The organism is Xanthomonas cannabis pv. cannabis, assembly GCF_000802365.1.
Classification (GTDB): domain Bacteria; phylum Pseudomonadota; class Gammaproteobacteria; order Xanthomonadales; family Xanthomonadaceae; genus Xanthomonas; species Xanthomonas cannabis.
Window position 1 is genome coordinate 1 of the sequence record NZ_JSZE01000004.1, and the last position, 25,933, is coordinate 25,933.

Here is a 25,933-nt window from a genome sequence, read left to right on the forward strand (position 1 = left end):
CACTTCCTTGAAGATGGCGCGGATCATGTCCTCGACGAAATCCTGCACGTCGCGTTCGCGCACGAAGGCGAACTCCATGTCGAGCTGGGTGAATTCCAGCTGGCGATCGGCGCGCAGCGCTTCGTCGCGGAAGCAGCGTGCGATCTGGTAGTAGCGGTCGAAGCCGGCCACCATCAGGATCTGTTTGAACAGCTGCGGGCTCTGCGGCAAGGCGTAGAACTCACCCGGATGCATGCGCGCCGGCACCAGGAAGTCGCGCGCGCCCTCCGGAGTAGCCTTGGTCAGGATCGGGGTTTCGATGTCCTGGAAATCGCGCGCATCAAGGTGCCGGCGCAGCGCCTGCACCAGCTTGATGCGGGTGCGCTGCATGCGCTGCATTTCCGGACGGCGCAGGTCCAGATAGCGGTATTTCAGGCGGGTGTCCTCGCCGGGGTTCTCGTGCGCGTGGAACGGCAGCGGCGCGGCCTTGTTGAGGATGCTGATGCGCGTGGCGATCACTTCTACCTTGCCGGTGCGCAGCTTGTCGTTGACCGCATGGCGCGCACGCACCACGCCTTCGACCTGCAGCACGTCCTCGTAGCCGAGGCTGGCAGCCACCTTGAACAGCTCTGCGCTGGCGTCGTCGCCGGCCACCGGCTCCACCGTCACCTGCACGATGCCTTCGTGGTCGCGGAGGTCGATGAAGCACACCCCGCCCAGATTGCGGGCCACGTCGGTCCAGCCGGCGAGAGTGACGGTTTGGCCGATCATGGTCTCGTCGACCAGGCCGCAGAAGTGGGTACGCATCGAAAGCTCCGCTGAAAACCCGACGCAGGACGGCGCCGGAAAGCCGGATATTCTGGGGCCGGCGGCCGGCAGGAGCAAATGCGGCGGCGGTCACCGGCGCTTAAGTCGGCGCCCGGCTGAATAGGCGCCACGCCCCTCCCGCACCAAGGACGCCACGATGCTGCGCACCGCCCTGCTGATCTCCGGCTTCAGCCTCCTCGCCTTCGGTGGCGCGCTGGCCATCCGTCCCGCCGCCGCGCAGGACCGTGGCTGGAACGGCCAGACGGTCACCTGTTCCAGCAACGACAACCGCCGCCGCGAATGCGATACCCCGTTCCGTGGGCGCGCCGCGCTGGTAGAGAACATCTCAGGCACGCGCTGCATCGAAGGGCGCAACTGGGGCAGCGACCGCGGCCGGATCTGGGTGGACAACGGCTGTCGCGGCCGCTTTGCCGAGGCCCGCGGAGGCTGGGTCGGTGGTGGCTGGAACGGCGGCGACGATCGCCCCGGCAACGCCGCGGCCGGCACGGTGCGCTGCGAGAGCCGCGACCAGCGCCAGGCGGTCTGCAATACCGGTTGGCGGCGCGCCATGATCGTGCGCCAGCTCTCCGGCACCCCCTGCGTGGAGGGACGCAACTGGCATCAGGAACAAGGCCGCATCTGGGTGGACGACGGCTGCCGGGCCGACTTTGCGCAGGCCCGTGGCGGCGGCTGGGATCGGGACGACCGCGGCGGTCGCCCTCGCGGCGATTACTCGGTGACCTGCAGCAGCGACGACCGCCGCCTGCGCACCTGCGACTGGGACGTGGGCGCCGGCCGCCCTGTGCTGACCCGCCAGCTGTCGGACACGCGCTGCGAGGAAGGCCGCACCTGGGGCTACGACCCGCGCCGCTCGACCGTCTGGGTCAACGACGGTTGCCGCGCGCGGTTCGACGCCCGCTGAGGGTTGAACGCGGGCCGTTGCAGGCGGGAATCCACAGGTCGGTCCGGCGTGGACCGGCCTGTGTCGTTTTCGTCGCGCAAGTCGTGCAGGTGCCGCCGCCTGGCAGGGTCGCCGTCACGCCGCGCCGGATGCCGGCTTCGCCGCCGCTGCGGCCGGCGCAGCCGCTGGCTTGCTGTCGCCGGCCGCGGCCGGCTTGGCCTCGCCGCCTGCGCTGCTGTCGGTGAGGTTCTTCTTCTTTTCGCCAGCCGACTTGAAATCGGTCTCGTACCAGCCGCTGCCGGACAAGCGGAACGACGGCGCGGTGACCTGGCGCTTGATCGTGGCCGCGGCGCAGGCCGGGCAGCTCTGCGGGTCGGGGTCTGCCATCTTCTGCAGGCGGTCGAACGAATGGCCACAGGTGGTGCACTGGAACGCGTAGATGGGCATGGCAGAAGATGAGGAAGACGATGCAGGGGCGCAGATTCTAGACGGATGCGGGTGCGTCGGCGCAATGACCAACCGGTGCGCGCGAAGATGGGGCGTGATGCGTTGGCACGTCGCACTGCGTGATGCGCGGAGACGCCGGCGACGCAGTGGGATGCCGCAGTGGCCAGCCGGTTGAGACAGGCACGCCGGCAAATACGACAGCCGCCACGCGATCACCCGGTCCGACTGCTCCGTGGCAACCGAGGCACTGCGTGCGCGGGTCGCCCATCCGCACCCACATGCGCTGCAGTTCGTGGACATGCGCCCGTGCGTGCGACCGCTGCTGCAGGCTGCGCGCGGCGAGATCCGGACTGAGCCGCACTGCCCGGGCTGCTACACTCGAACATGTGATCGACGCGCCTTTCCCCCCACGAGGGCCGCATCCATGCTGCGGCTGACTGCCTTATTGCTCGGCGTTGCCCTGCTGCTGACCGGCAGTGGGCTGCTTGGCACCTTGCTCGCCGTGCGCGGTGGCCAGGCCGGCTTCGATGCGCGTGCGCTGGGCCTGATCATGTCCGGCTACTTCGCCGGTTTCTTCCTCGGCACGTTCTTCGCGCCGCCGTTGATCCGCCGCATCGGACATATCCGTGCATTCGCGTTCTACGCATCGCTTGCGGCGATTGCGGTGCTGCTGCATCCGATCTGGCTCGATCCCTGGGGCTGGGGCGTGTTGCGCCTGGTCACCGGCGCCGCGCTGGTAGGCCTGTACACGGTGATCGAAAGCTGGCTCAACGCCGAGCCGGATGCGCGTCGGCGCAGCCGGGTGTTCTCGGTATACATGGCGATCAATCTGTCGGCGCTGGCGCTGGGGCAGATCCTGCTGACCATCGGCGATGCAGGCGCACCGGCAATGTTCACGCTGACGGCGATCCTGTTCTGTGCGGCGGTGATGCCGGTGATGACCACGCGGCTGATCCCGCCCGAGGTACCGCAGGTCTCGCGCCTGCGACTGAAAACACTATACGCCTTGGCGCCGGTGGCAACGATTGGCGCCGGCCTGTCCGGCCTGGCAATGGGCGCGTTCTGGGGCCTGCTGCCGGTGTACGCCAACCGCATCGGGCTGGATGCCGACGGCGTGGCGATGTTCATGCTCGCTGCCATCGTGGGCGGTGCGGTGCTGCAATGGCCGATCGGGCGCATCAGCGACGGGCATGACCGCCGCATCGGCCTGGTCACGGTGAGCGTACTGGCCGCCGGTATCGCCATCGCTGCCGCCATGCCGATGGTGCAGACGCAGACCACCGTGTTGTTCGTGCTGTTTTTCGTCTATGGCGGGCTGGCGTTTTCGCTGTACCCGTTTGCGGTTGCGCACATGCTGGACTATCTGCCGCGCGAGGACCTGTTGTCCGGCTGCAGCAGCCTGCTGCTGGTGCATGGGGTGGGCGCGGCCATCGGCCCGGCGCTGGCCGGCGGAGCGATGCAGAAGTTCGGCCCGGCCGCCTTGCCGGTCTACTTTGCGGTGATGCTGCTGGCGCTGGCCGGCTTCACGCTGTCGCGGCTGCTGCGGTTTGCACGCCGTCGCACCCACCCCATTGCGTTCCGCCCGATGCTGCGCACCACGCCGTCGGCGCTGGAATTGATGCCGGAAACGCAACAGGCCGAAGTGGCACCGCGCAGCACGCGCAGCTGACGACAGCGCGTTTCGTACGCCCCGCTGCATGGCGGCGGATCCTTGCGCATCCATCGTCGCGGCACACGCCGCAACGACCTCCAGGGCGCTTTGATTGCCCGCCGCGCCACGGACAGGCCCGCGACGGCGAGCGGCAAGCCCTCCCTGGCGGTGGTGGTGTGCGTGGATCGGACAAGCGGCAACCGCCATGGCTGCTCCAGCATCGTCCCGCCGTCGGAAATGCCCGGCAGCCTGGATACCGACCGAGCGTCTGCCTGCTCGGACGTATCGCGCAAGCAGCAAATGCGCCCTGTACTGTGCTTACACCTGGCAAGGCATCCCGGCGCCGTTGCGATGCCGCCGCGGCGACACAGCCACACGTCGCACCGAAGGCTGGGCCGTACAAGTGTCACGCGCGGTCAAGGGCGCGGTGCATCAACATTCCAGCAAGCATCGCGGGCACGAACCACAAGGCCTCCACAGAGCCTGTTCCCAGCCCGGCAAGCGCAGGCCCCGGGCAATAGCCGGCAAGACCCCAACCAATTCCGAACAGTGCTGCCCCGGCCAGCAACCGGCGGTCTACCGCTCGCGCGCCGGCCAGTTGAAACCTCTCGGCAAACACGGGCCTGTTGCGGCGTAGCACGAAGCGGAACGCGATGGCGGTGGTAGCAACGGCACTGCCGAGGACCAGGCCCAAGGATGGGTCGAACTGGCCGAACACGTCGAGGAAACCGAGGACGCGGCGCGCATCGGTCATGCCGGACATCGCCAGCCCCAGCCCGAACAGCACACCGGACAGCAAGGCCGCAAACGAACGCTTCTTCATCGTCAATTCCAGAGGTGTCTGACGACGAACACCGTCGCCATCGCGGTCATCATGAACGTAAGGACTGCGGCCGCGGAGCGCAGCGAAAAAAGACCGAGGCCGCACACGCCGTGACCGCTGGTGCAGCCATTGCCCATACGGGTGCCCAGGCCTACCAGCAGACCGGCGGCAATCAGACCCTGGCGAGCATGGTCGCTACGTGGCAGCGGCGCACCTGGAACCAGCCGCAGGTAGAGGCCCGCGGCGACGATCAAGCCAAGCAGAAACATCGCCCGCCACCACACATCCCCTGCCTTTGGAAACAGCAGGCCGGCCAGGATTCCGCTGACGCCGGCGATGCGACCATTCAGCCAGAGCAGAAGCGTTGCGGACAGGCCGATCAGTACGCCACCGGAAAGGGTGATGAGCCATGTCACGATGCGTCGACTCCCAACTGGTTCAAAGGAAGCCGCAAGTACCGGATGCCATTGGCGCCAGCCGGGGGCAACTCGCCCGCACGGATATTCACCTGCAAGGCGGGAAGGATCAGCTTGGGCGCTGCCAGGGTGGCATCGCGCTCGGTCCTCATCTTCACGAATGCAGCTTCGTCTGTTCCACCGCCAACATGCACATTGCGCTGCGCCTGCTCTTTCAGCGAGCTCTGCGCGTGCGCCTGGCGTCCGGCAGACGGATAGTCGTGGCAAAGGAACAGGCGCGTATCACGCGGCAGATCGAATAGCGTGTGGATGGAGCGATACAACTTGCGCGCATCGCCACCCGGGAAATCTGCCCGCGCAGTTCCTGTTTCGGGAGCAAACACCGTGTCACCCACGAACGCCGAATCGCCGATGAGATAGGTGAGGCTGTCATCGGTGTGACCCGGCGTGGCGATTGCACGCGCCTGCAGTTGGCCGATCGCAAACGTCTCTCCATCGGCAAACAACCGGTCGAATTGCCGACCATCTGGCGCAAACTCAGGCTCAAGCCCGAACAACGTCTTGAAACGTTCCTGTACACGGGTAATGCCATGGCCGATGGCCACGCGCGCTCCGGTCCTGCGCTTGAGGTAGGCCGCAGCGGTCAGGTGATCGGCGTGCGCATGGGTCTCCAGGATCCAGTCCAGGCGCAGGGCGTGCTGGTCCACGAACGCAAGCACGCGATCTGCCGATGTGGTCCGGGTCCGTGCCTGGGCTGGGTCGTAGTCCAATACCGGGTCGACAATGGCGCACCGTCCGCCGTCCTGGTCATACACCAAATGCGTGAAGGTGGACGTTGCTGAATCGTGGAAGCTTTGAACTTGCGGATTCATCCGGATTCTCTTGCTCTTTTATTTAGAGTTATCTAAATTAGATCTTCCTACACCTATTTTCAAGCAAATTCCAAAGTAAGCAGCCATGAGCCGTTCACCGAAGCAAAAGAGGGCGATCCCGTCTCCCGAACAGATGTTGCGCTATGCCGATGAAGCGGCAGCGCTGCTCAAGGCGTTGGCACACCCGGCGCGCCTGCTCGTGCTCTGCCAGCTTGTCGAGGGTGAATCCTCGGTGGGGGACCTGCAGCCAATCACGGGCCTGAGCATGTCGGCGCTCTCGCAGCATCTTGCGGTGTTGCGCGAGATGGCCCTTGTCACCACGCGCCGCGAGTCGCAGACCATCTACTACGCGCTTGCCGAGGGCCCGGCTGTGAGCGTCATCGATGCGTTGTGCGCCGCGTATTGCGTTGGCCAGGAATCCAGCCAGTGACCTCACTGCAAATCGTGCTGGCCGCGCTGGCGGGAGGCGCAGTGGGGTTCACGCTTGGGCTGGTCGGCGGTGGCGGCTCGATCCTGGCGGTACCGCTCATGGTCTATCTGGTGGGCGTGCACGATCCGCACGTGGCGATCGGAACCAGCGCACTGGCTGTAGCAGCCAACGCGCTGATTGGCCTGACCACTCATGCTCGCAAGCACAACGTCAAATGGCGCTGTGCAGCGGCATTTGCGACAGCCGGCGTCGTGGGCGCATGGTTCGGTGCAACGCTGGGCAAGACGATGGATGGGCAGAAGTTGCTTGCCCTGTTTGCCCTGTTGATGCTGGCCGTGGCCGGCATGATGGTGCGCTCGCGCGGCCGCGGAGGTGACCCTTCTGTGATGTTCAACGGTAGCAATGCGCCCAAGCTGCTGGGGTCCGGTGCTGCCACCGGCCTGCCCTCTGGCTTCTTTGGCATCGGCGGGGGCTTTCTGGTCGTTCCGGGCCTCATCGCGTCGACCGGCATGCCGATTCTGTTTGCGGTCGGCTCCTCACTGGTGGCGGTCAGCGCGTTTGGCCTGACAACCGCCGTGAGTTACGCGAGCTCCGGCTTGGTCGCCTGGTCGTTGGCTGGAATCTTCATCGGCGGTGGGGCGGTCGGCAGCCTGTTGGGCGCGCGTCTGGCCACGCGCCTGGCCCACCGCAATGGCCTGCTCAATCTCGTACTCGCCGGCCTGATCGTTGTTGTTGCGCTCTACATGCTGTTGCGTGCTGCCAGCGCGTTTGGCTGGCTCTAAGCGCAACGCCCGCCCACGTGCTGCCTGAGGCCATTCAATGACGACCCCCATACTGTTTGCCAAAGGCCATTACGCCAGCGGCCAACCGACGCAGTTTGAATTGGCGGAGCTCGCCCGCAAGGGTGTGCGAACGGTGATCAACCTGCGCGCACCCGAGGAGCCGGTGGACTACGACGAAGCGATGGAGGCTGATCGACTTGGCCTGCGTTACGCATCGCTACCGATCGCCGACGCCAGTGATCTTGACCCCACGCGGATACGTGCGTTCGGGCGGATGCTCGATCAGGCCCGCCTCGAGGGCGACGTCTTGATCCACTGCGCCAGCTCCAACCGCGTAGGTGCGATGGTTACGCTTGACCAGGTGTTCAACCGGGGAACAGCGCTTGCCGCGGCACTCGAAGGTGGACGCGCGGCCGGCCTGAAGACACTGGAACCGGCCGTGATCGCACTTGCTCAAACCCAGGTACGCAGCGCTGACCCACGCTGTGAATAGGCTTATGATTCGTTGATTGCGCCCTCAAAAAGCCATGAGGGCGAAGCCCTTCCAGCACCTGGGGCTGCGCCACCTCTGGCATCTCATGCCAGAGCACCATACCGCGTCGACGCCCGGAGAGCGGCAGACGGTCGCCCTGGTAGCCGACCCAGGGGCTGCGTCCATTGAGTGATCGCAGCCGCATCGGTTGCGCGGTCATCATCACGCAACGCAAGCGCGGCAGGCTGCGGCCATTCCCTTCCCCGCCCGCTGGATTGCAATGGATTCGATGTCCCGCCCGCGCGTGCGCCATCCGGCCACGCTTGCCTTGCTGCTGGTTCCGCTGACCTTTCCCGCATACGCACAACAGGCTCCCGACGACGCCGCACCATCCGCGCCGCTTGCAGACGGCAATGGCACTGGCACTGGCACTGGCGAGCAAGTGTCCACGCTGGACCAGGTGCAGGTGGTCGGCCAGGCGATGACGTATTCCAAGACCACCGTCAGCAAGGAAATGCTGGACCGCCAGTTCGTGCTCGGCAGCGTCAACGATGCGCTCAACGAACTGCCCGGCGTGGTGGTCACCGAGGCCGATGCCTTCGGCTCGTCGGATTGGGGCACCCAGATCAGCATGCGTGGCTTCGTCAGCAATCGCGATACCCAGCAGATCGGCACTACCATCGACGGCGTGCCCAATGGCGGCTCGGCCTATGGCGGCGGCTCCAAGGCCAATCGCTTCATCGACATGCCGGATCTGGAAACGGTGGAAGTGAGCCAGGGCACCGCCGACATCGCATCGCGCTCGAACGAAGCGTTGGGCGGCACCTTGAATTACCTCACCGGCGAACCGCTGGACACCCAGCGTGTGCGGGTGATCGGCGGCATCGGCGACAACCAGGCGCGCAAGTATTACGCGCGCTACGACACCGGCCTGCTCGGCGGCAACACGCGCGCCTGGATCAGCGGCTCGTCGGCGCGCAACGACGACTGGATCGACGGTAGCGGCCACACCAGCCGCGATCACCTGGCCGGCAAATTCGTCAGCGCCTTGGACAAGTGGACGCTCAGCGGCTACGCGTCCTACGACGATGCCGACGAATCCGAATACACCAGCGTGACGCCGGAGCAGTTCGCGCGCGATCCCGAACACGACCTGCTGACAGGCAGGCTCACCGGCATTCCCTACCTGGACCAGAACTACCGCTCCGGCTCGCGTGCATTGCGCAAAAACACGTTTGGCTACCTGCGCGGCGCCTTCGATGGCGGCAACGGCTTCAAGACCACATTGACCGGCTACGCGCACCGCATGCAAGGCCGTGGCGACTGGATTCCGCCGTATCTGGCGGACGTCACCAACGACGGCGCCGGCGCAGCGGAATCCGAAGCGCGCGGCGGCAACACCGTGTATGCCGGCAGCGACCTGGGCAAGCTGTATTACCTCACCCCCGGCGGCGCGGCCGCGACGATGCTGGCCGGTTGCGCCGGTAGCGATGCGGTGCCGGCCGAATCCAATCCAGCCTGCTACCCGGCCGGCTCGGTACCGGTGCAGTCGTACCGCCACAGCCACTACGACAACCACCGCGCCGGCGCGATGGCCGATGTGGAATGGCGTGCCGATCTCGGCGCCATCGACAACACCGTGCGCGCCGGTGCCTGGCTGGAGCGCTTTGAGCGCAGCGTCACCCGCGACTGGCACCGCCTGCTCAATGTCGGCACCAATATCAGCTTCGATCATCAGCCGTACTGGGTGCAGTTCAAGGACAACTACCAGACCGACGAACAGATGTACTACGTGGAAGATGTGATGCGTTACGGCGCGTTTGCCTGGCGCGTGGGCGTGAAGCAGTTCTTCCTGGACCAGACCCGCGACCGCCGCATTGGCGAGGCGCAGCATGTGGAATCGGATGCGCATTCGGACCCGCTGCTGTCGGCCGGCCTGACCTGGACCACGCCGCTGCAGGGCCTGGAAGCCTATGCCGGTTACTCGCAGAATTTTGCCGCCATCCCCTCCGGGGTGCTGGGCGAAACCGACCCGATCGCACTAAGCCGGGTCAAACCGGAAACCGCCGACAACGTCGAACTTGGCCTTCGCATCAGCCGCTGGCCGTTGACCGGCAGCGTGACCTTGTACGACATCCGTTTCGACAACCGCATCGTGTATGTGCCGGCCAACTTCGTCAGCGGCATCGACTACCTGGGCGAAACCGATGGCGTGTACGAAAACTTCGGCGGCGTGCATGCACGCGGCGTGGAAGCAGCGCTGGGCTACGGCTGGGACAACGGTTGGCGCATCAACGGTGCCTACACCTACAACAAGGCCGATTATCTGGGCAGCGGCGATGCCGCGCGCGATACCGCATTGGAGATCACCCCCGGTGCGCAGGTGATCGGCCAGCCGCGCAACACCTTGGTGATGTCGGCGGACTGGCGCGGCCAGGCCTGGCGCTTCGGCGTGTCCGGACGCTACCTGGGCAAGCGCTATCTGGACGCGTCCAACCGCGCCGCGCTCGATGGTGTGACGACCTTCAATGCGAACCTGGGGGTGGAGCTGTCGCAGCTATCGTCGCAGCTCACCGGCCTGCTGCTGGCACTCAATGTCAGCAACCTCACCGACAAACGCTTCCTGGAAGGCGTGGACGGCAGCGACAGCGCGTTCATCGCGGCGCCGCGCACGGTCGGTTTGACGCTGACGCTGGATCTGTAACGGCGGATCGACCGGTGCGTGGTGCACGGGCGCTGCTGCTGACTTACGCTAGTCAGAGATTTTTAGGTGCGGGTACTGCGCTCCCATCCGCCCTTCGGGCACCTTCCCCCGCAGGCGGTGGAAGGCAGCGTTTCCCTTCTCCCGCTGGCGGGAGAAGGTGGCGCGTAGCGCCGGATGAGGGCGGGGCCGGCGGGGCTTAGACACCGGGGGTCCAGAAAGCCCGCGCCTACGCCTGCAACTAGCTGCTTATGCCGACCATGCCCCATCCGCCCTTCGGGCACCTTCCCCCGCAGGCGGTGGAAGGGACTCGTGAGGGTTCAGCCCACCAGGTGACACGATGATCGATCTTCCCCGCCGCCGCGTTCTGCAGACCGGGCTTGCCGGCGCCGCCGCCGCGCTGCTGCCTCCCAGCATCGCGCGGGCCGCCGCCATCGCACCCGACCGTCGCAGCGGCACGCTCAACGACCTGCAGCACGTGGTGATCCTGATGCAGGAAAACCGCGCGTTCGATCACTACTTCGGTGCCCTGCCCGGCGTGCGCGGGTTCGGCGATCGCTTTCCGATTCCAGCCCCGCCGCTGCCGGGTGCGTCCTCGCGCACGGTGTGGTTGCAACCCAGCGAGGACGGCAAGCAATGGCTGACGCCGTTTGCACTGGACACCGCCGCGCAGTTCGGCTTCATGCGCGTCAAGGGCACACCGCACAGCTGGCCGGCTGCGCAACAGGCCTGGGACCATGGCCGGCTCGGACATTGGGCCGCCGCCAAGCGCGACCATGCGCTGGGCTATTACCGGCGCGCGGATATTCCCTTCCAGTACGGGCTTGCCGATGCCTTCACCATTTGCGATGCGTACCACGCCTCGATCCAGACCGGCACCAATTCCAACCGCGTGTTCCTGTGGACCGGCGGCAACGATCCGCAGGCGCGCGCAGGCGGTCCGGTGATCGGCAATTCGCACGACAACTTTCCTGAGCTGGGCGGCTTTGCCGAGCCGTATCGCTGGGCCACGTATGTCCAAGCACTGCAGAACGCCGGTGTGTCCTGGCAGATCTATCAGGACATGGCCGACAACTTCACCGACAACCCTCTGGCCGGCTTCGACGCGTTTCGGCAGGCGTACCGCAACAGCCCTGGCCACGATGCGCAATTGCGTGCGCGTGGCATCAGCACGCGTGGAGTGCAGCAGCTCCGCGCAGACGTGTTGGGCGGCCGGCTGCCGTCGGTGAGCTTTGTCATCGCCGATGCGGCCGGCAGCGAGCACCCCGATCCGTCCAGCCCCGCCCAGGGCGCGGCCTACACTGCAGGCGTGCTGGATGCGCTCACCGCCGATCCGGCGGTATGGAGCCGCACGGCCCTGCTGCTGATGTTCGATGAGAACGACGGCTTTTTCGACCACATGCCGCCGCCCGCACCGCCGTCGCCGGATGCGCGCGCCGCCGGTGGATTTGCCGGCGCATCCAGCATCGCCACCGACGACGACTACCACCGTCACCCGGCGCCAGGCGAGCAGAAGGTGGATCTGCCCGAGCTACGCGGGCGCCCGTACGGGCTGGGGCCGCGCGTGCCGATGTATGTAATCTCGCCATGGAGCCGTGGTGGCTGGGTGGACTCGCAGGTGTACGACCACACCTCGGTGCTGCGTTTGCTGGAACGCCGCTTCGGCGTGCCCGCAGCGGAGATCACGCCGTGGCGGCGTGCGGTGTGTGGCGATCTGACCAACGCGTTCGATTTCCGCAGCGCCGATGCACGCACGTTCGCCGCGGCGCTGCCCGATGTGGGCGACGCTGCAGCGCGTGCAGCGGCCCTGCGCGAGCACACGCTGCCGCCGCTGCCGTCTACTTTGCAGCCGCCTGTGCAAGCGTTCGGCGTGCGCCGCTCGCGCCCCTTGCCGTATCGCCCGAGCGTGCAACTGGCACATGCACAGGAGCGCGGCGAGGTGCGGCTACGCATGGGCAACAGCGGTGCAACGGTGGTACTGCAGATCTATGACCGTTACGACCTGGCGGCGGTGCCGCGCCGCTACACGGTGGGCACCGGCGCCATCCTGGGAGCCGACTGGAGCACCTGCGATGGCCGCTACGATCTGTGGCTGATCGGCCCCAACGGATTCCATCGCCATTATCGCGGCGACCTGAGTGCCCCGTTGCTGATGGCCGAGATCAGCCAAGATCCGGACGACGCCACATCCGTGTTGCTATCGCTACGCAATGGCGGCAGCACTGCCGTGCAGGTGAAGCTGCAACCAGGCGCGTATGCAGCCGCGCAGCCGCACCAGCGCCTCAGCATTGCGCCCGGCGCGACCAAGCAGCGCCGTTGGAAAGCGGCAGCAACCGGCGGCTGGTACGACCTGTGGGTGCACCACGACTGCGCGGCCCAGCGCCTGGCAGGTCGCATCGAAACCGGCGCCGACAGCGTCAGCGATCCCGCCATGGGTGGACCGGCGCGGTTGCAGCAGGAAAGACCTGTCGCGATCGATGCGCTGGGCCGAGTGGCCGTGCCAGGTTGAATGTTGCCGCTGGCCAGCGGCAACCATCGCTCCGCATTACCGCTGCTGCGTGGAGGAACGTCGCAACCTCCCTCGCCGCAATTGTGCCTGCCGAATCGACATGCGCCGCTATCGCCACGTGTCGCTTCGGCAGGCTCACCTTTCAAACCATTCCCGCACCGCGACCGCGACTGCCTTCAGCGCCGCATCGCGTGCAGCAGCGTCTACCTTGGCGCCGTTCAAGTACGTCGCCAGCAGCAGCGGCGGCTGGCCCTTCGGCGGCCAGAGGATGGCGATGTCGTTGCGGGTATCGGTGCCGTTGCTACCGGTCTTGTCGCCGATCTTCCAGTCGGCCGTGAGCCCCGCACGCAGGCAGTCGTCGCCGGTGCGGTTGTCGATCATCCAGTCGGTCAGCTGCTTGCGCGAGGCAGGCTGCAGCGCATCGCCAAGCAGCAGCGTACGCAGCGTGGACGCCATCGCAGCAGGCGTGGTGGTGTCACGCAGCTCGCCGGGGGCGAACCCGTTCATCTCCGGCTCGTAGCGGTCGCTGCGGGTCTTGGTATCGCCGATGCTGCGCAGGAAGGCGGTCAATCCGGCCGGGTCGCCGACCAGCGGGAACAACAGGTTGGCGGCCGGGTTGTCGCTGTGGATCATCGTGGCCCGGCACAGCTCGCCGACACTCAGCGTGCCGCCGACATGCCGCTTGGTGACCGGAGCATGCTCAAGCATGTCCGCGGCACGGATCTTGACCGGTTGCGTCAGCGTGAGCTTGCCCTGATCCACCCGCCGCAGCACCGCGGCAGCCAATACAAATTTGAAGGTACTGCACATCGGAAAGCGCTCGTTCTCGCGCTGCCCGAGGCGCCAGCCGGGGGCGCTGCCGAGCAGGCTGATGCCCAGGCGACCACCGGTGCCACGTTCGATGTCCGCCCACTGTGCCCGCAGCATGTCGTCCATATTCACCGCCGGACTGAGCGCCAGTGCGGGTCTGGACGCCGCAAACAGCATGCCTGCGCCGGTTGCGTACAAGAACTCTCGCCGATTCAACATGCGTCTGCCTCCTTGAGGGAGCCCGCAGTATCGATGCGCATGGCGCAGCCGACCATCGCGATGTTTCGATCCCAGACATGAATTGAACTAATCTCTCCCGATGCCCCGCCCCCGCCTCCCGCTCAATGCCCTGCGCGCGTTCGAAGCCGCCGCCCGCCATCAAAATCTGACCCGTGCGGCAAACGAGCTGTGCGTGAGCCAGGCCGCGCTCAGCCACCAGATCAAGGCGCTGGAGCAACAGCTGGGCACCAGCCTGTTCCACCGCCTGCCACGCGGGGTGGCGCTGACCGACGAGGGCGCGGCGCTGGCGCCGGTGCTGGGCGAGGCCTTCGACCGCATCGCCGCCACCCTGGAGCGCTTCGCCGATGGGCGCTATCGCGAGGTGCTCAGCGTGGGCGTGGTGGGCACCTTCGCCACCGGCTGGCTGCTGCCGCGATTGCCGACCTTTCATGCCGCGCATCCGGATATCGAATTACGCCTGTCCACCCACAACAACCGGGTCGATCTGGCCGGCGAAGGGCTGGATCTGGCGATCCGTTTCGGCGATGGCGACTGGCAGGGCCAGATCGCGCATGCGCTGATGGAGGCACCGTTTGCGCCGGTGTGCGCGCCCAGCATGGCGCGCGGCCTGCACACGCCGGCCGATCTGGCGCGGGTGCCGTTACTGCGCTCGTATCGGCTGGATGAGTGGCCGCAGTGGTTTCGTGCCGCGGGGGCGGCGAGCGTGCCCGCGCGTGGGGCCATGTTCGATTCGTCGTTGACGCTGGCCAGCGCCGCGGCAGCCGGCGCCGGCGTGGCGTTGTTGCCATTGCCGATGTTTCGCCAGGACCTGGATGCCGGGCGCCTGGTCTGCCCGTTCCCGATCACGATCGATGCGGGACGCTACTGGCTGACGCGGCTACGTTCGCGGCCTGAGAGTGAGGCGGGGAGGAGGTTACTTGCATGGTTGCTGGTGGAGCAAAGGCTGGGGTGACGTTGGGTGCGTTCCAGTGGTGATTGCCTGCGTGCACTCGACACAGCCTCTCCTATGCGATGGCTACGCCGCAGCTCACCTGGCCCCTCCATCAGGATGGCTGTCTTCCGCCGCACCCGCACCCCAACCCCTCTGCAGCAGGGAGAGGGGCGTTTCATCACCAGAGCTGCGGCTTGCGCCCTTCTCCCGCCCGGACATTGTCCTCCTTCATGGGGGAGACGGTGGCGCGTAGCGCCGCATGAGGGTGCGGGCGCGAAGCGCAACGCATTCTGCGGCGACTGCCCTACCCACCCGAGCTCATGGCACACCCGATGAGCGGCACATGCTCGGTCCAGACACTGCTCCGTCTACGCATGATGCAGACCATCAAAGCCGTGCACCGCTGAAAACCACCTACGGCAAGCGCGATCGATCAGCACGATCAACACGCAGCAGCATCATCTCGTCCTGCCTTACGCGCCGTCGATCAGCTCCATCCAGGCCGCTTCGGCGGCGGCCAGCTGCTGCGCCGTTGTTTCGCGGTCGCGCCCCAGCACCGCCATCTTGTCGCTGTCGGCATAGTTGCCCGGGTTGGCAAGCTCACGATCCAGCGCGGCCAGCGCCGCCTCCAGCTCGCCGACGCGCTTTTCGGCGCTGGCCAGCTTGTGCGGGTTGACGGCCTTCTTCGGCGGCAATGGCTTGGTCGGCGGTGGCGGGGTCGGTGCCGCTTCGGCCATCTTCTGCTTGGTGCCCTGCGCCGTCGGGCGGCTACGCAGCCAGGCGGCGTATTCGTCCAGATCGCCGGCGAATGGCTCGACCACGCCATCGGCCACGCGCCAGAAGCTGTCGCAAACCAGGCCGATCAGATGGCGGTCGTGCGAGACCATCACGATGGCACCTTCGAAGTCGCTCAGCGCTTCGGCCAGCGCCTCGCGCATTTCCAGGTCCAGGTGGTTGGTCGGTTCGTCCAGCAACAGCACGTTGGGCTGCTGCCAGGCGATCAGCGCCAGCGCCAGACGCGCGCGCTCGCCGCCGGAGAAACCATCCACCACCTCGAACGCGCGGTCGCCGGCGAAATTCCATTTACCCAGGAAATCGCGGAACGCCTGGTTGGAACCATCCGGCGACAGGTCGCGGAAATGGTCCATCGGCGATTGGCCTTCGTGCAGGGACTCCACGGTGTGCTGGGCGAAGTAACCGATACGCAGGTCCGGATGCGCGCTGCGCTCTCCCGCCAACGGCGCCAACTCGCCCACCAAGGTCTTGACCAGCGTCGACTTACCGGCGCCATTGGGCCCCAGCAACCCGATGCGGTCGCCCGCCTCCAACCCAAACCCGACGTCGTGCAGGATGACCGTGGCAGCGTCGCCCCCATCCGCCCTTCGGGCACCTTCCCCCGCACGCGGGGGAAGGGAGGTCGGAGCCGGATAGCCGGCCTGCACATGATTCAAGCGGATCAACGAAAACGGCAGCCGATTGGGCTGTGCGAACTGGATGCGGAATTCGCGCTCGGCGCGCACCGCTTCGGTACCGGCCATCTTGGCCAGGCGCTTCATGCGACTCTGCGCCTGCGTCGCCTTGCTGGCCTGTGCCTTGAAGCGGTCGATGAAGCTCTGCAGATGCGCGCGTTCTGCCTGTTCCTTGTCGTGGGCGATCTGCTGCTGGCGCAGGTGCTCGATGCGCTGGCGTTCGAAATCGGTATAGCCGCCGACATACAGCTTGGCGGTGCCGCCGTGCAGGTGCAGGGTATGGGTGGCGACGTTGTCGAGGAACTCGCGGTCATGCGAAATCAGCAACAAGGTGCCCGGGTACTTGAGCAGCCATTGCTCCAGCCACAGCACCGCGTCCATGTCCAGGTGGTTGGTCGGTTCGTCGAGCAGCAGCAGGTCGCTGGGCATCATCAGCGCACGCGCCAGATTCAGCCGCACGCGCCAGCCGCCGGAGAACGACGACACCGCGCGGTGGTGCGTATCGGCCGGGAAGCCCAGGCCGTGCAGCAGCTTGCCGGCGCGCGCCTCGGCGTCGTACGCGCCGAGCTCGGCCATCTTCTGGTGCGCGTTGGCCACCGCTTCCCAGTCTTCGCGCGCGGTCGCGTCGGCCTCTTCCTGCAGCACCGCGGACACCTCGATATCGCCGCCAAGCACGAACGACAGCGCTGGGTCGGGCAGCGACGGGGTTTCCTGCGAAACGCTGGCGGTGCGCACCTTGCCGGGCAGGTCCACGTCGCCCTTGTCGGCCTCCAGCTCGCCCTTCACCGCGGCGAACAGGCTCGACTTACCGGTGCCGTTCCGGCCCACCACGCCGACGCGGTAGCCGGCATGCATGGTCAGGTCGACGTTGGACAACAGCAGACGCTCGCCGCGTCGCATGGAGAAGTTGCGCAGGGAAATCATTGATGGACAGTCCGATAGAACGAAAAGGAATGAGCAGATGAGCAGCATTCCTGCGACGCCATTCTAGCGTTAACGAATAATTAGCGCCTTCAGGTAGGCCGCCGCCGTCTTCGCCCGCTCGCGCCCCCCCCCTGCCTAGCCTTTAGCGGCCGCACACGGCCCCACAGTTTTCGGAGTTGTCATGACCATCCCCCTTTCCTCGCTTGCGACCGCCGTGGTCGCTGCACTGCTTGCCGCGCCGGCCCTGGCACAGGACGCCGCCGCCCCGGCAACCGCCAACACCCTGGACACGGTGATCGTCACCGGCACCCGCGTGTCCGACCGCACCGTGGCCGAATCGCAGTCGCCGATCGACATCATCAGCGCCGAGTCGCTGCAGGCCACCGGCACCCCCGAGCTGGCGACCGCGCTGGCGCGCGCCCTGCCCTCGCTGAACTTTCCGCGCCCGGCGCTGAGCGACGGCACCAGCGCGATCCGCCCTGCGCAGCTGCGCGGTCTGTCGCCGGACCAGGTGCTGGTGCTGGTCAACGGCAAGCGCCGCCACACCTCCTCGCTGCTCAACCTCAACGGCACCATCGGCCGCGGCGCCGCGGCGGTGGATCTGAACACCATCCCGGTGGCGGCGATCGCGCGGGTGGAAGTGCTGCGCGACGGCGCCTCGGCGCAATACGGCTCCGACGCCATCGCCGGCGTGGTCAACATCGTGCTCAAGGGCGCGGAGAAGGGCGGCAGCCTGCAGGCCGGATTTGGCCAGTATTCGGCCGGCGACGGCAACAACTACGAGCTGTCCGGCGACACCGGCGTGGCCTATGGCGGCGACCGCGGCTGGCTGCATGTGGCCGCCCAACTCAACCAGCAAGACCCAACCGACCGCGCACGCGGCTATGCCGGCGCGCCCAGCGTCTCGCAGCCGGCCGTGGGCCAGAAGGCGTTCAAGATCGGCGACCCGGACGTCAATGCCCAGGCTGCCTCGCTCAACACCGAGTACCAGTTCAGCGACAGCATCACCGGCTATGCATTTGCCACCGCCAGCAACCGCGACATCACCTCGTTCGCGTTCTTCCGCGCGCCGGGCAGCAGCCAGAACATCCTGTCGGTCTACCCGCAGGGCTTTTTGCCGGAGATCCAGAGCTACGCCAAGGACCGCTCGCTGGTCGCCGGCGTGCGCGGCTCCACCGCCGGCGATTGGGACTGGGATGCCAGCTACAACTACGGCTACAACCGCATCGATTTCCACACCCGCAACACGCTCAACGTGAGCCTGGGGCCGACCTCGCCCACCTCGTTCTACGACGGCGCGCTGGAGACCACCCAGAACATCGTCAACCTGGACATCAAGCGCGGCTTCGACTGGGGTCTGGCCTATCCGGTGACGGTGGCCTTCGGCGCCGAATACCGCAACGAAAAGTGGAACCAGTCGCCGGGCGAAGTGGGCTCGTATTTCCAGGCGGGTACGTTGGCCGGTGGCGCGCAGGGCTTCGGCGGTTTCGCGCCGAGTGTGTCGGGCCAGTACTCGCGCAACAGCTATGCGCTGTATGCCGATATCGAAGCCGACTTCACCGACAAGTTCTCTGCCGGCCTGGCCGGTCGCTACGAGGACTACGACGACTTCGGCAGCCAGGCCTCGGGCAAGTTGTCGGGCCGCTATGCGTTCACCGACAAGATCGCCCTGCGCGGCACGGTGTCGTCGGGCTTCCGTGCACCGTCGCTGGCGCAGCAGTATTTCCAGTCCACCAGCACCACCTTCCTGGCCGGTAACCCGAATCCATTCGAGATCCGCACCTTCCCGGCCGACAGTACCGTGGCGCGTGCCTTCGGTGCCGAGCCGCTGGATGCGGAAACGTCCCTGTCCTACAGCCTGGGCCTGGTGCTGCAGCCCACCGATGCGCTCTACCTCACGGTGGATGCATACCAGATCGATGTGGACGACCGCATCGTGCTGTCGTCCAACCTCACCGGTGCCGGCGTGCGCAGCCTGCTGGAAGCGCAGGGCATCTTCGGCATCAACGGCGGACGTTACTTCACCAACGCGGTGGACACGCGCACGCGCGGGGTGGACGTGGTGGGCAGCTATCGCTGGCAGCTTGCAGCCAGCAGCGTGGACCTGACCGCCGGTTACAACTACTCGGAAACCGAGGTGCGCAGCGTGGCGGCCAACCCGGCGGCGTTGTCGGCCAACGGGCTGAGCCTGGAGCGTATCGACCGCACCGAACGTGGCCGTATCGAAGAAGGCTTCCCGCGCGACAAGTTCCTGATCAACGGCAGCTGGAACTCCGAGCACTGGACGCTGGCGCTGGGCGCGACGCGCTATGGCAAGTACAGCACCCGCCCGGCGGCGGCGATCAACGACCAGACCTTCGGTGCCAAGTGGGTGCTGGATGCCTCGGCCAGCTACAAGGTCGACCGCTGGACGCTGACGCTGGGCGCGGACAACCTGCTGGACGAATACCCGGACGAGAACAACTTCGCCAACTCCACCAGCGGGCAGTTTCCGTACAGCAACCTGTCGCCGTTCGGCTTCAACGGTGCGTACGTGTACGGGCGCATCAACTACCGTTGGTGAGCGATGCGTGCAGGCAGCGGCAAGCGCCGCTGCCTTCGCGAGGTGCGGCAACGACGGCCTGCACTGCGCGTGGCGCAGCGGATCTGGCAACGCCGACCGTGCCTTGCGATGCGGGCACGCTGACGCATTTGCTGGCGTCAGCGCTGCAGCTTCGCCGTTGTCGTTCGACCACACGCCCCGGCCCTGTCCGGGGCGTGTGCGTTCAGGCAGATGCGACACACGCGTCAGCGGCCGCAGGCGCCGGCTGAGGGCTGCATCGCACGAGCCGACGTGCACACGGCGCTTCCGTTAGCACGCGGCACCTCGCCGCGCCGTCCGCATACCAGCCGGAACGATGACGGCGCCTGCGCCTGCGCCGTGGTATGAGCGGTGTTCCTGTCATTGCCGGAGCATGCAGATGGACGCATCGAACGTGTGTCGCGGTCGCTTGATCGATCACCTGCATCTGGTGGTGCAGGACCTGCCGGCAAGCCGACGCTTCTATCAGGCCGTACTCGATGCGCTCGGCGTCCCGATCGGCGGCGAGGGCGATGGGTTTTTCTGGGCCGACGAACTGTTCGTTTCCGACCGGCACACCGTCGCGCAAGGCGTCCTGACCGGCCGCCATCATCTGGCCTTCCAGGCCCGCGACATCGCCATGGTGCACGCCTTCCATCAGGCCGCACTCGCCCACGGCGGTCGCGATAACGGTGCGCCGGGCGTGCGCTCCTATCACCCGCGCTATTACGCGGCGTTTGCGCTCGATCCGGATGGCAACAACATCGAAGCGGTCTTCCATGGGCCTGCGCAACGCAGTGCCGAGATGGTGCAAATCACGTTCTGATGCAGAACTTTCATATCTCTTATCGATGTCCATGATGGTGCAAGCAAACCCGCGGGGCAGTAGGTCCGGTGCAAGCGATGCATCACCGTGGTGCAAGCTGGCACCGTTTTCATAAGCATATTTCCGATGACGGTTGCACGCGCAACGTAACCAAAATTTGACACGCGGTTACACGTGGTTAATGGTTGGGAACGCACCGCAGCTGCCGCCACGGACGCGGCCTGGGAGGGGGCCCACTGCGCTGCATCCGTTCCCCACTCGGAGTTGTCACCGCATGAATTGCAAGTCCAGTCCACTCGCAGTCGCTGTCGTTGTCGCCTTGTCGTTTTCCGCTTCAACCGCAGCCGCGCAGTCACAGGCTCCCGCGCAGAAAACCCTCGACACACTGATCGTCACCGGCACCCGTGTGGCCGACCGCACCGTGGCCGAATCGGCATCGCCGATCGACATCATCTCGCCACAGGCACTGGAATCGACCGGCACCACCGAGTTGGCAACCGCGCTGTCACGCGCGATCCCCTCGCTGAATTTCCCGCGCCCGGCCATCTCCGACGGTTCTGACGCAGTGCGCCCGGCGCAGCTGCGCGGCCTGTCGCCGGATCAGGTTTTGGTACTGGTCAACGGCAAGCGCTATCACAGCACTGCGCTGATCAACCTCAACGACACCCAGGGCCGCGGCTCATCGCCGGCCGACCTCAACACCATTCCGATCGCGGCGGTGGAGCGCATCGAAGTGCTGCGCGATGGCGCGTCGGCGCAATACGGCTCGGACGCGATTGCCGGCGTGATCAACGTGGTGCTCAAGGGCAGCGGCGAAGGCGGCAGCGTCAATGGCCGCTACGGCAAGTACAGCGCCGGCGACGGCGAGCAGTATCAGCTCTCCGGCGATGCCGGCTTCAGCTTCGCCGGCACCGGCAAGGTGCACCTGGCCGCGCAGGCCGGGCATTCGGACCAGACCAACCGCGCGCTGCCGTTCGGCGGCCGCGTGGAGCAGCGCTACGGCGACCCCGAGATCGACCAGGGCGCCATCTCGTTCAACGGCGAATACAGCCCTACCGATTACCTGACCTTCTATTCGTTCGGCATGGTCAGCCGGCGCGAAGTGCTGTCCAACGGCTATTTCCGTTTCGCCGGCGACAACCGCAACCGCCCGGAAATCTATCCGGACGGCTTCCTGCCGCAGATCTACAACGTCAGCAAGGATGTCTCGTGGGTGGGCGGATTGAAGACCTCCACCGAAGGCGGCTTGAACATCGATCTGAGCTACAACTACGGCCAGAACAATCTCACCTTCGATGTGCGCAACAGCTTGAACAACAGCCTGGGGCTGGCAAGCCCCACCGACTTCCACGCCGGTACGCTGGAAGTGACGCAGAACGTGCTCAATGCCGACTTCACCAAGACGCTCGATTGGGGCCTGGCCTACCCGGTCACGCTGGCGTTCGGTGCGGAATGGCGCGGCGAGAAGTTCAACCAGTCGCCGGGCGATGCGGCGTCATCGGCCAATGGCGGGATTCCCTCCGCGAACGGGGCGTTGATTCCGGGCGCGCAGGTATTCCCGGGCTTCAAGCTCTCCGATGCCGGTTACTACAACCGCAACAGCCACTCGGCATACGTGGACCTGGAAGCGGACCTCACCGAAAAGCTGTCGGCCGGCCTGGCCGGACGCTACGAGAAGTACAGCGACTTCGGCGACACCGCCACCGGCAAGCTGTCGCTGCGTTACGCGTTCACCGACAAGGTGGCGCTGCGTGCCACCGCGTCCACCGGCTTCCGTGCCCCGTCGCTGCAGCAGCAGAACTTCCAGTCGATCGCCACGCAGTTCCTCAACGTGGCCCAGCCCAATGGCAGCGTAACGGCGATTCCGTTCGAGATCGGCACCTTCCGCACCGACAACCCGGCCGCAATCGCACTGGGCGCCGAGCCGCTCAAGGCCGAGGAATCCAAGAACTACGGCCTGGGCGTGGTGCTGCAGCCGGTGGATAACCTGTACATCACCGTCGATGCCTATCGCATCGATATCGATGACCGCATCGTGCTGTCGGAGAATCTCACCTCCACCGCTGCGCGCAACTATCTGCAGGCCAACGGCTTCCCGGGCATCGGTGGCGGGCGTTACTTCACCAATGCGGTGGACACCAAGACCCAGGGCGTGGATGCGGTGGGCACCTACCGCTGGGCGCTGGATGGCGGCAGCGCGGAGCTGACCACCGGCTACAACTACAACAAGACCGAAGTCGAGCGCATCGCCGCCAACCCGGCGGCACTCGAAGCCATCGACCCGGGAGCGGTGCGCATCGGCCGCGCAGAACTGGGCCGCATCACCGAAGGCACGCCGCGCGACAAGTTCTTCCTGGGCGGCACGTGGTCGCCGGGCAACTGGTCGTTCACCGGCACCGCCACGCGCTGGGGCGAGTTCAGCACCTTCGGCACCAACGCCGGCAGCGACCAGACCTATGCGGCCAAGTGGACGCTGGACCTGGCCGCGTCCTACAAGCTGGGCGCGTGGAACTTCACCGTCGGTGGCGACAACGTGCTCAACGAATATCCGGACCGCCAGGAAGCGGGCCTGGGCACGCGCACCTACCTGCCCTACAGCAGCGCCTCGCCGTTCGGCTTCAACGGTGCGCTGGTCTACGCCAACGTGAACTACAAATGGTGATGGGCTACGCCGGTCGGTAGCGGCCGGCGCCTGCCTTGCACGGCAACGCAGGACCATGCGTTGCCAACGCCATCGCGCGTGCGCCACGCACGTGCCGGCCATTGCGTCACACCGCAGATGGATCGCCAGGTCCCGCACGGATGCGCCCGGCAAGGATGCCTGCCGCGTCACACCGGCGTTGCAGATCGCCGCCGCTGCCTCCGTCTGCGCCACTGCAACGCGCGGCATGCAGGCAGGCCAGCCTCCGCGCTCCGCTGCATTTCCCCTGCATCACACGCGTCACCGCTGTTTCCATCATCCCCTTTGAGCCTAGATTCCCATGCACACCACCAATGCACTTTCGCTGGCGATTTCAGTCGCACTCACGGTCTGTTCGTTCGCTGCCAGTGCGCAGTCGCAATCGACCGAACCGCAGAAAACCCTGGACACCCTGATCGTCACCGGCACGCGCGTCAGCGACCGCACCGTGGCCGAATCCGAATCGCCGATCGACATCATCACCGAGCAATCGCTGCAGGCCACCGGCGCCACCGACATCGCTACCGCGCTGGGCAAATTGCTGCCCTCGCTGAACTTCCCGCGCCCGGCCATTTCCGACGGCAACGACGCTGCCCGCCCGGCCACGCTGCGCGGGCTCTCGCCCGACGCGGTGCTGGTGCTGGTGGATGGCAAGCGCTATCACACCTCTTCGCTGATCAACTACAACCCGTACGTGGGCCGCGGCTCGGCGCCGGCGGATCTGAACTCGCTGCCGATGTCGGCGATTGCACGCATCGAAGTGCTGCGCGACGGCGCCTCGGCGCAATACGGCTCCGATGCCATCGCCGGCGTGGTCAACATCGTGCTCAAGCACGGGGCCGATGCGGGCAGCAACAGCGTGTCGATCAACGGCGGCCTGATGGACAAGGGCGATGGTGCGCAGAACGGCATCGACGGCTCGATCGGCCTGCCGTTCGGCGGCACCGGTGGCGATAGCGCACCGGGCTGGGTGCGGCTGTCCTGGAACTACCAGAACACCATGGACACCAACCGCAGCGAGAATACCAACCGCGCCACCACCATCGCCGGTGCGGCCAACCCCGGCGGCGTGCCCTACCAGCGCCACGGCGATCCGGATTCGACCTTCTACCAGGGGCTGGCCGCCTTCGGCTACGCGTTCTCGCCGAACGTGGAGCTGTACGGCCATGTCAGCGCGAGCCGGCGCGAAGTCACTTCCAACGGCTACTACCGCGCTTTCGACAACACCAGCCGCAACGTGCAGGCGGTATATCCGAACGGGTTCCTGCCGCAGATCTACAACCCGGTCAACGACCGCTCCGCGGTGCTGGGGCTGAAGGGCACCACCGCCAGCGAGTGGAACTGGGACGTGTCGGCCACGTACGGCAAGAACGACATGAGCTTCAACATCCTCGACAGCATCAACACCAACCTGTACTGGACCACCGGCAGCTCGCCGACCCGCTTCAATTCCGGCGGTTTCGAGATCGAGCAGGGCGTGGTCAATCTGGACATCAACAAGTCCTTCGACTGGGGCCTGGCCTATCCGGTCAATGTCGCCTTCGGTGCCGAGCATCGCCAGGACCGCTACGAGATCACCGCCGGCTCGCCGGACTCGTATTTCTTCGACCCGAATACCATCAATCCCGACACCGGCGCGCCCTACCCCGGTGGCGCGCAGGTGTTCTCCGGCCTGGAGCCGTCGGTGGCCGGCCGCTTCGGCCGCCACAGCAATGCGGTCTACGCCAACCTGGAAGCGGATCTGACCGACAAGCTCTCCGGCGGCATCGCCGGGCGCTACGAGAAGTACAGCGATGCCGGTTCCACCCGCTCGGGCAAGCTGTCGGCGCGCTATGCCTTCACCGATACGTTTGCGTTGCGCGCCACCGTCTCAAACGGCTTCCGCGCGCCGTCGCTGGCACAGCAGAACTACGCCTCGGTGGTGACCCTGATCCAGGACGGCGAGCTGGTGCAGGTGGGCACCTACCGCACCTCCGATCCGGTTGCCGTCGCCCTGGGCGCACGCCCGCTGAGCCCGGAAAAATCCTCCAACTACAGCCTGGGTGGCGTGTGGCAGCCCACCGCGGACTTCACTTCCAGCCTGGACGTCTACCAGATCCGCATCTGGGACCAGATCCTGTATTCGGACCAGCTGCAGCTGGCGCAGCCGATCGGCCAGGTGGCGGCGGTGCAGTTCTTCGTCAACGGCGCCACCAGCCGCACCCGTGGCGTGGACTGGATCAACAGCTACCAGGCCGACCTGGGCAGCTACGGCAAGCTCAATCTCAGTGCCAGCGCCAACTACAACAAGACCACCATCCTGGAGCTGTCCAACCCGAACTTCGGGCGCGCCAGCCAGGGCCTGCTCACCGATGCCACGCCGCGCACCAAGTACATGGCCGCCGCGGATTGGTCGATCGGTGGGTTTGCGCTGAACTTCAATGCCACCCGCTACGGCGCGATCAAACGCATCAGCGACCCGGCCGATGGCAGCCAGGACCAGACCTACTACGCACGCTGGCTGCTGAATCTGGCCGCCAGCCAGACCTGGAACGCCTTCACCTTCACCGTGGGCGCGGACAACCTCACCAACCAGTACCCGACCAAGGCGCAGCTGACCACCGCCTACGACGACCGCGCCGGCGGCCTGCAGTATTCGTCGCTGTCGCCGTTCGGTTTCAACGGCCGTTACTGGTATGGCCGGGTAACCTACCGGTTCTGATC

19 protein-coding genes are annotated in these 25,933 nt (G+C 66.3%); 12 read left to right on the top strand and 7 right to left on the bottom strand.

Features of this window, described 5'->3' with window-relative positions; translation table 11 throughout:
- The coding region (locus tag OZ10_RS00865; protein ID WP_039563686.1) for an amino acid--tRNA ligase-related protein at positions 1 to 786 on the bottom strand (786 nt) is incomplete at its 3' end.
- Between the two features lie 157 nt (positions 787 to 943).
- On the opposite strand from OZ10_RS00865, the gene OZ10_RS00870 reads away from it, so the two are divergent.
- Complete coding sequence (locus tag OZ10_RS00870; protein ID WP_039563687.1) at positions 944 to 1,708, top strand: DUF3011 domain-containing protein; 765 nt, start codon at positions 944 to 946, stop codon at positions 1,706 to 1,708.
- 114 nt (positions 1,709 to 1,822) lie between these two features.
- Here the strand turns inward: OZ10_RS00870 and OZ10_RS00875 are convergent, their stop codons facing one another.
- Complete coding sequence (locus tag OZ10_RS00875; RefSeq protein WP_039413797.1) at positions 1,823 to 2,134, bottom strand: FmdB family zinc ribbon protein; 312 nt, start codon at positions 2,132 to 2,134, stop codon at positions 1,823 to 1,825.
- Between the two features lie 424 nt (positions 2,135 to 2,558).
- Between OZ10_RS00875 and OZ10_RS00880 the strand changes: the two genes are divergently transcribed.
- Positions 2,559 to 3,803, top strand: coding sequence for an MFS transporter (locus OZ10_RS00880; RefSeq protein ID WP_039563688.1), 1,245 nt, complete (start codon positions 2,559 to 2,561; stop codon positions 3,801 to 3,803).
- 388 nt (positions 3,804 to 4,191) lie between these two features.
- Here OZ10_RS00880 and OZ10_RS00885 read toward each other — a convergent pair whose 3' ends face one another.
- Genes OZ10_RS00885 through OZ10_RS22770 form a run of 3 tightly spaced genes read right to left on the bottom strand, consistent with a single transcriptional unit; the run spans position 4,192 to position 5,896 of the window.
- Complete coding sequence (locus tag OZ10_RS00885; RefSeq protein ID WP_039563689.1) at positions 4,192 to 4,608, bottom strand: DUF6691 family protein; 417 nt, start codon at positions 4,606 to 4,608, stop codon at positions 4,192 to 4,194.
- A 2-nt stretch (positions 4,609 to 4,610) separates the two neighbouring features.
- Complete coding sequence (locus tag OZ10_RS00890; protein ID WP_039563691.1) at positions 4,611 to 5,024, bottom strand: YeeE/YedE family protein; 414 nt, start codon at positions 5,022 to 5,024, stop codon at positions 4,611 to 4,613.
- The gene (locus tag OZ10_RS22770) at positions 5,021 to 5,896 is read right to left on the bottom strand and encodes an MBL fold metallo-hydrolase (protein WP_039563692.1); all 876 of its coding nucleotides are present in this window, start codon (positions 5,894 to 5,896) and stop codon (positions 5,021 to 5,023) included. Before OZ10_RS22770 ends, OZ10_RS00890 begins: the two co-directional genes overlap by 4 nt.
- Before the next feature lie 85 nt (positions 5,897 to 5,981).
- Between OZ10_RS22770 and OZ10_RS00900 the strand changes: the two genes are divergently transcribed.
- From OZ10_RS00900 to OZ10_RS00920, 5 genes are all read left to right on the top strand, one after another.
- Complete coding sequence (locus tag OZ10_RS00900) at positions 5,982 to 6,326, top strand: ArsR/SmtB family transcription factor (RefSeq protein WP_039563693.1); 345 nt, start codon at positions 5,982 to 5,984, stop codon at positions 6,324 to 6,326.
- A 5-nt stretch (positions 6,327 to 6,331) separates the two neighbouring features.
- Positions 6,332 to 7,108, top strand: a complete 777-nt coding sequence (locus OZ10_RS00905; RefSeq protein WP_236726934.1) for a sulfite exporter TauE/SafE family protein — start codon at positions 6,332 to 6,334, stop codon at positions 7,106 to 7,108.
- A 37-nt stretch (positions 7,109 to 7,145) separates the two neighbouring features.
- Complete coding sequence (locus OZ10_RS00910; RefSeq protein WP_052209939.1) at positions 7,146 to 7,601, top strand: protein tyrosine phosphatase family protein; 456 nt, start codon at positions 7,146 to 7,148, stop codon at positions 7,599 to 7,601.
- Between the two features lie 259 nt (positions 7,602 to 7,860).
- Positions 7,861 to 10,284, top strand: coding sequence for a TonB-dependent receptor (locus OZ10_RS00915; protein ID WP_039563695.1), 2,424 nt, complete (start codon positions 7,861 to 7,863; stop codon positions 10,282 to 10,284).
- A 337-nt stretch (positions 10,285 to 10,621) separates the two neighbouring features.
- Positions 10,622 to 12,790 (top strand): phosphocholine-specific phospholipase C, encoded by a 2,169-nt coding sequence (locus OZ10_RS00920; protein ID WP_039563696.1) that lies wholly within the window; start codon positions 10,622 to 10,624, stop codon positions 12,788 to 12,790.
- A 135-nt stretch (positions 12,791 to 12,925) separates the two neighbouring features.
- Here the strand turns inward: OZ10_RS00920 and bla are convergent, their stop codons facing one another.
- On the bottom strand, positions 12,926 to 13,819 hold the full coding sequence (bla, locus tag OZ10_RS00925) for a class A beta-lactamase (protein ID WP_039563697.1): 894 nt from the start codon (positions 13,817 to 13,819) through the stop codon (positions 12,926 to 12,928).
- A gap of 100 nt (positions 13,820 to 13,919) precedes the next feature.
- Between bla and ampR the strand changes: the two genes are divergently transcribed.
- Positions 13,920 to 14,792 (top strand): LysR family transcriptional regulator AmpR, encoded by an 873-nt coding sequence (ampR, locus tag OZ10_RS00930; RefSeq protein WP_039405648.1) that lies wholly within the window; start codon positions 13,920 to 13,922, stop codon positions 14,790 to 14,792.
- Between the two features lie 452 nt (positions 14,793 to 15,244).
- Here the strand turns inward: ampR and OZ10_RS00935 are convergent, their stop codons facing one another.
- Positions 15,245 to 17,164 (bottom strand): ABC-F family ATP-binding cassette domain-containing protein, encoded by a 1,920-nt coding sequence (locus OZ10_RS00935; protein ID WP_039563698.1) that lies wholly within the window; start codon positions 17,162 to 17,164, stop codon positions 15,245 to 15,247.
- Between the two features lie 181 nt (positions 17,165 to 17,345).
- On the opposite strand from OZ10_RS00935, the gene OZ10_RS00940 reads away from it, so the two are divergent.
- The 4 genes from OZ10_RS00940 to OZ10_RS00955 all read left to right on the top strand — a co-directional run bounded on the left by OZ10_RS00940 (position 17,346) and on the right by OZ10_RS00955 (position 25,931).
- The gene (locus OZ10_RS00940) at positions 17,346 to 19,727 is read left to right on the top strand and encodes a TonB-dependent receptor plug domain-containing protein (RefSeq protein ID WP_039405642.1); all 2,382 of its coding nucleotides are present in this window, start codon (positions 17,346 to 17,348) and stop codon (positions 19,725 to 19,727) included.
- 397 nt (positions 19,728 to 20,124) lie between these two features.
- Positions 20,125 to 20,550, top strand: coding sequence for a VOC family protein (locus OZ10_RS00945; protein WP_039405713.1), 426 nt, complete (start codon positions 20,125 to 20,127; stop codon positions 20,548 to 20,550).
- A 274-nt stretch (positions 20,551 to 20,824) separates the two neighbouring features.
- Complete coding sequence (locus OZ10_RS00950; protein ID WP_039405639.1) at positions 20,825 to 23,212, top strand: TonB-dependent receptor plug domain-containing protein; 2,388 nt, start codon at positions 20,825 to 20,827, stop codon at positions 23,210 to 23,212.
- 319 nt (positions 23,213 to 23,531) lie between these two features.
- Complete coding sequence (locus tag OZ10_RS00955) at positions 23,532 to 25,931, top strand: TonB-dependent receptor plug domain-containing protein (RefSeq protein ID WP_039563699.1); 2,400 nt, start codon at positions 23,532 to 23,534, stop codon at positions 25,929 to 25,931.
- Positions 25,932 to 25,933 lie beyond the last annotated feature (2 nt).

What these genes read in the sequence shown, in the direction of transcription:
- OZ10_RS00920 (WP_039563696.1), top strand. Translation starts at nt 10,622, where the DNA reads ATGATCGATCTTCCCCGCCGCCGCGTTCTGCAGACCGGGCTTGCCGGC.
- ampR (WP_039405648.1), top strand. Translation starts at nt 13,920, where the DNA reads ATGCCCCGCCCCCGCCTCCCGCTCAATGCCCTGCGCGCGTTCGAAGCC.
- OZ10_RS00870 (WP_039563687.1), top strand. Translation starts at nt 944, where the DNA reads ATGCTGCGCACCGCCCTGCTGATCTCCGGCTTCAGCCTCCTCGCCTTC.
- OZ10_RS00880 (WP_039563688.1), top strand. Translation starts at nt 2,559, where the DNA reads ATGCTGCGGCTGACTGCCTTATTGCTCGGCGTTGCCCTGCTGCTGACC.
- OZ10_RS00940 (WP_039405642.1), top strand. Translation starts at nt 17,346, where the DNA reads ATGACCATCCCCCTTTCCTCGCTTGCGACCGCCGTGGTCGCTGCACTG.
- bla (WP_039563697.1), bottom strand. Translation starts at nt 13,819, where the DNA reads ATGTTGAATCGGCGAGAGTTCTTGTACGCAACCGGCGCAGGCATGCTG.
- OZ10_RS00875 (WP_039413797.1), bottom strand. Translation starts at nt 2,134, where the DNA reads ATGCCCATCTACGCGTTCCAGTGCACCACCTGTGGCCATTCGTTCGAC.
- OZ10_RS00945 (WP_039405713.1), top strand. Translation starts at nt 20,125, where the DNA reads ATGGACGCATCGAACGTGTGTCGCGGTCGCTTGATCGATCACCTGCAT.
- OZ10_RS00900 (WP_039563693.1), top strand. Translation starts at nt 5,982, where the DNA reads ATGAGCCGTTCACCGAAGCAAAAGAGGGCGATCCCGTCTCCCGAACAG.
- OZ10_RS22770 (WP_039563692.1), bottom strand. Translation starts at nt 5,896, where the DNA reads ATGAATCCGCAAGTTCAAAGCTTCCACGATTCAGCAACGTCCACCTTC.
- OZ10_RS00915 (WP_039563695.1), top strand. Translation starts at nt 7,861, where the DNA reads ATGGATTCGATGTCCCGCCCGCGCGTGCGCCATCCGGCCACGCTTGCC.
- OZ10_RS00885 (WP_039563689.1), bottom strand. Translation starts at nt 4,608, where the DNA reads ATGAAGAAGCGTTCGTTTGCGGCCTTGCTGTCCGGTGTGCTGTTCGGG.
- OZ10_RS00910 (WP_052209939.1), top strand. Translation starts at nt 7,146, where the DNA reads ATGACGACCCCCATACTGTTTGCCAAAGGCCATTACGCCAGCGGCCAA.
- OZ10_RS00955 (WP_039563699.1), top strand. Translation starts at nt 23,532, where the DNA reads ATGCACACCACCAATGCACTTTCGCTGGCGATTTCAGTCGCACTCACG.
- OZ10_RS00950 (WP_039405639.1), top strand. Translation starts at nt 20,825, where the DNA reads ATGAATTGCAAGTCCAGTCCACTCGCAGTCGCTGTCGTTGTCGCCTTG.
- OZ10_RS00935 (WP_039563698.1), bottom strand. Translation starts at nt 17,164, where the DNA reads ATGATTTCCCTGCGCAACTTCTCCATGCGACGCGGCGAGCGTCTGCTG.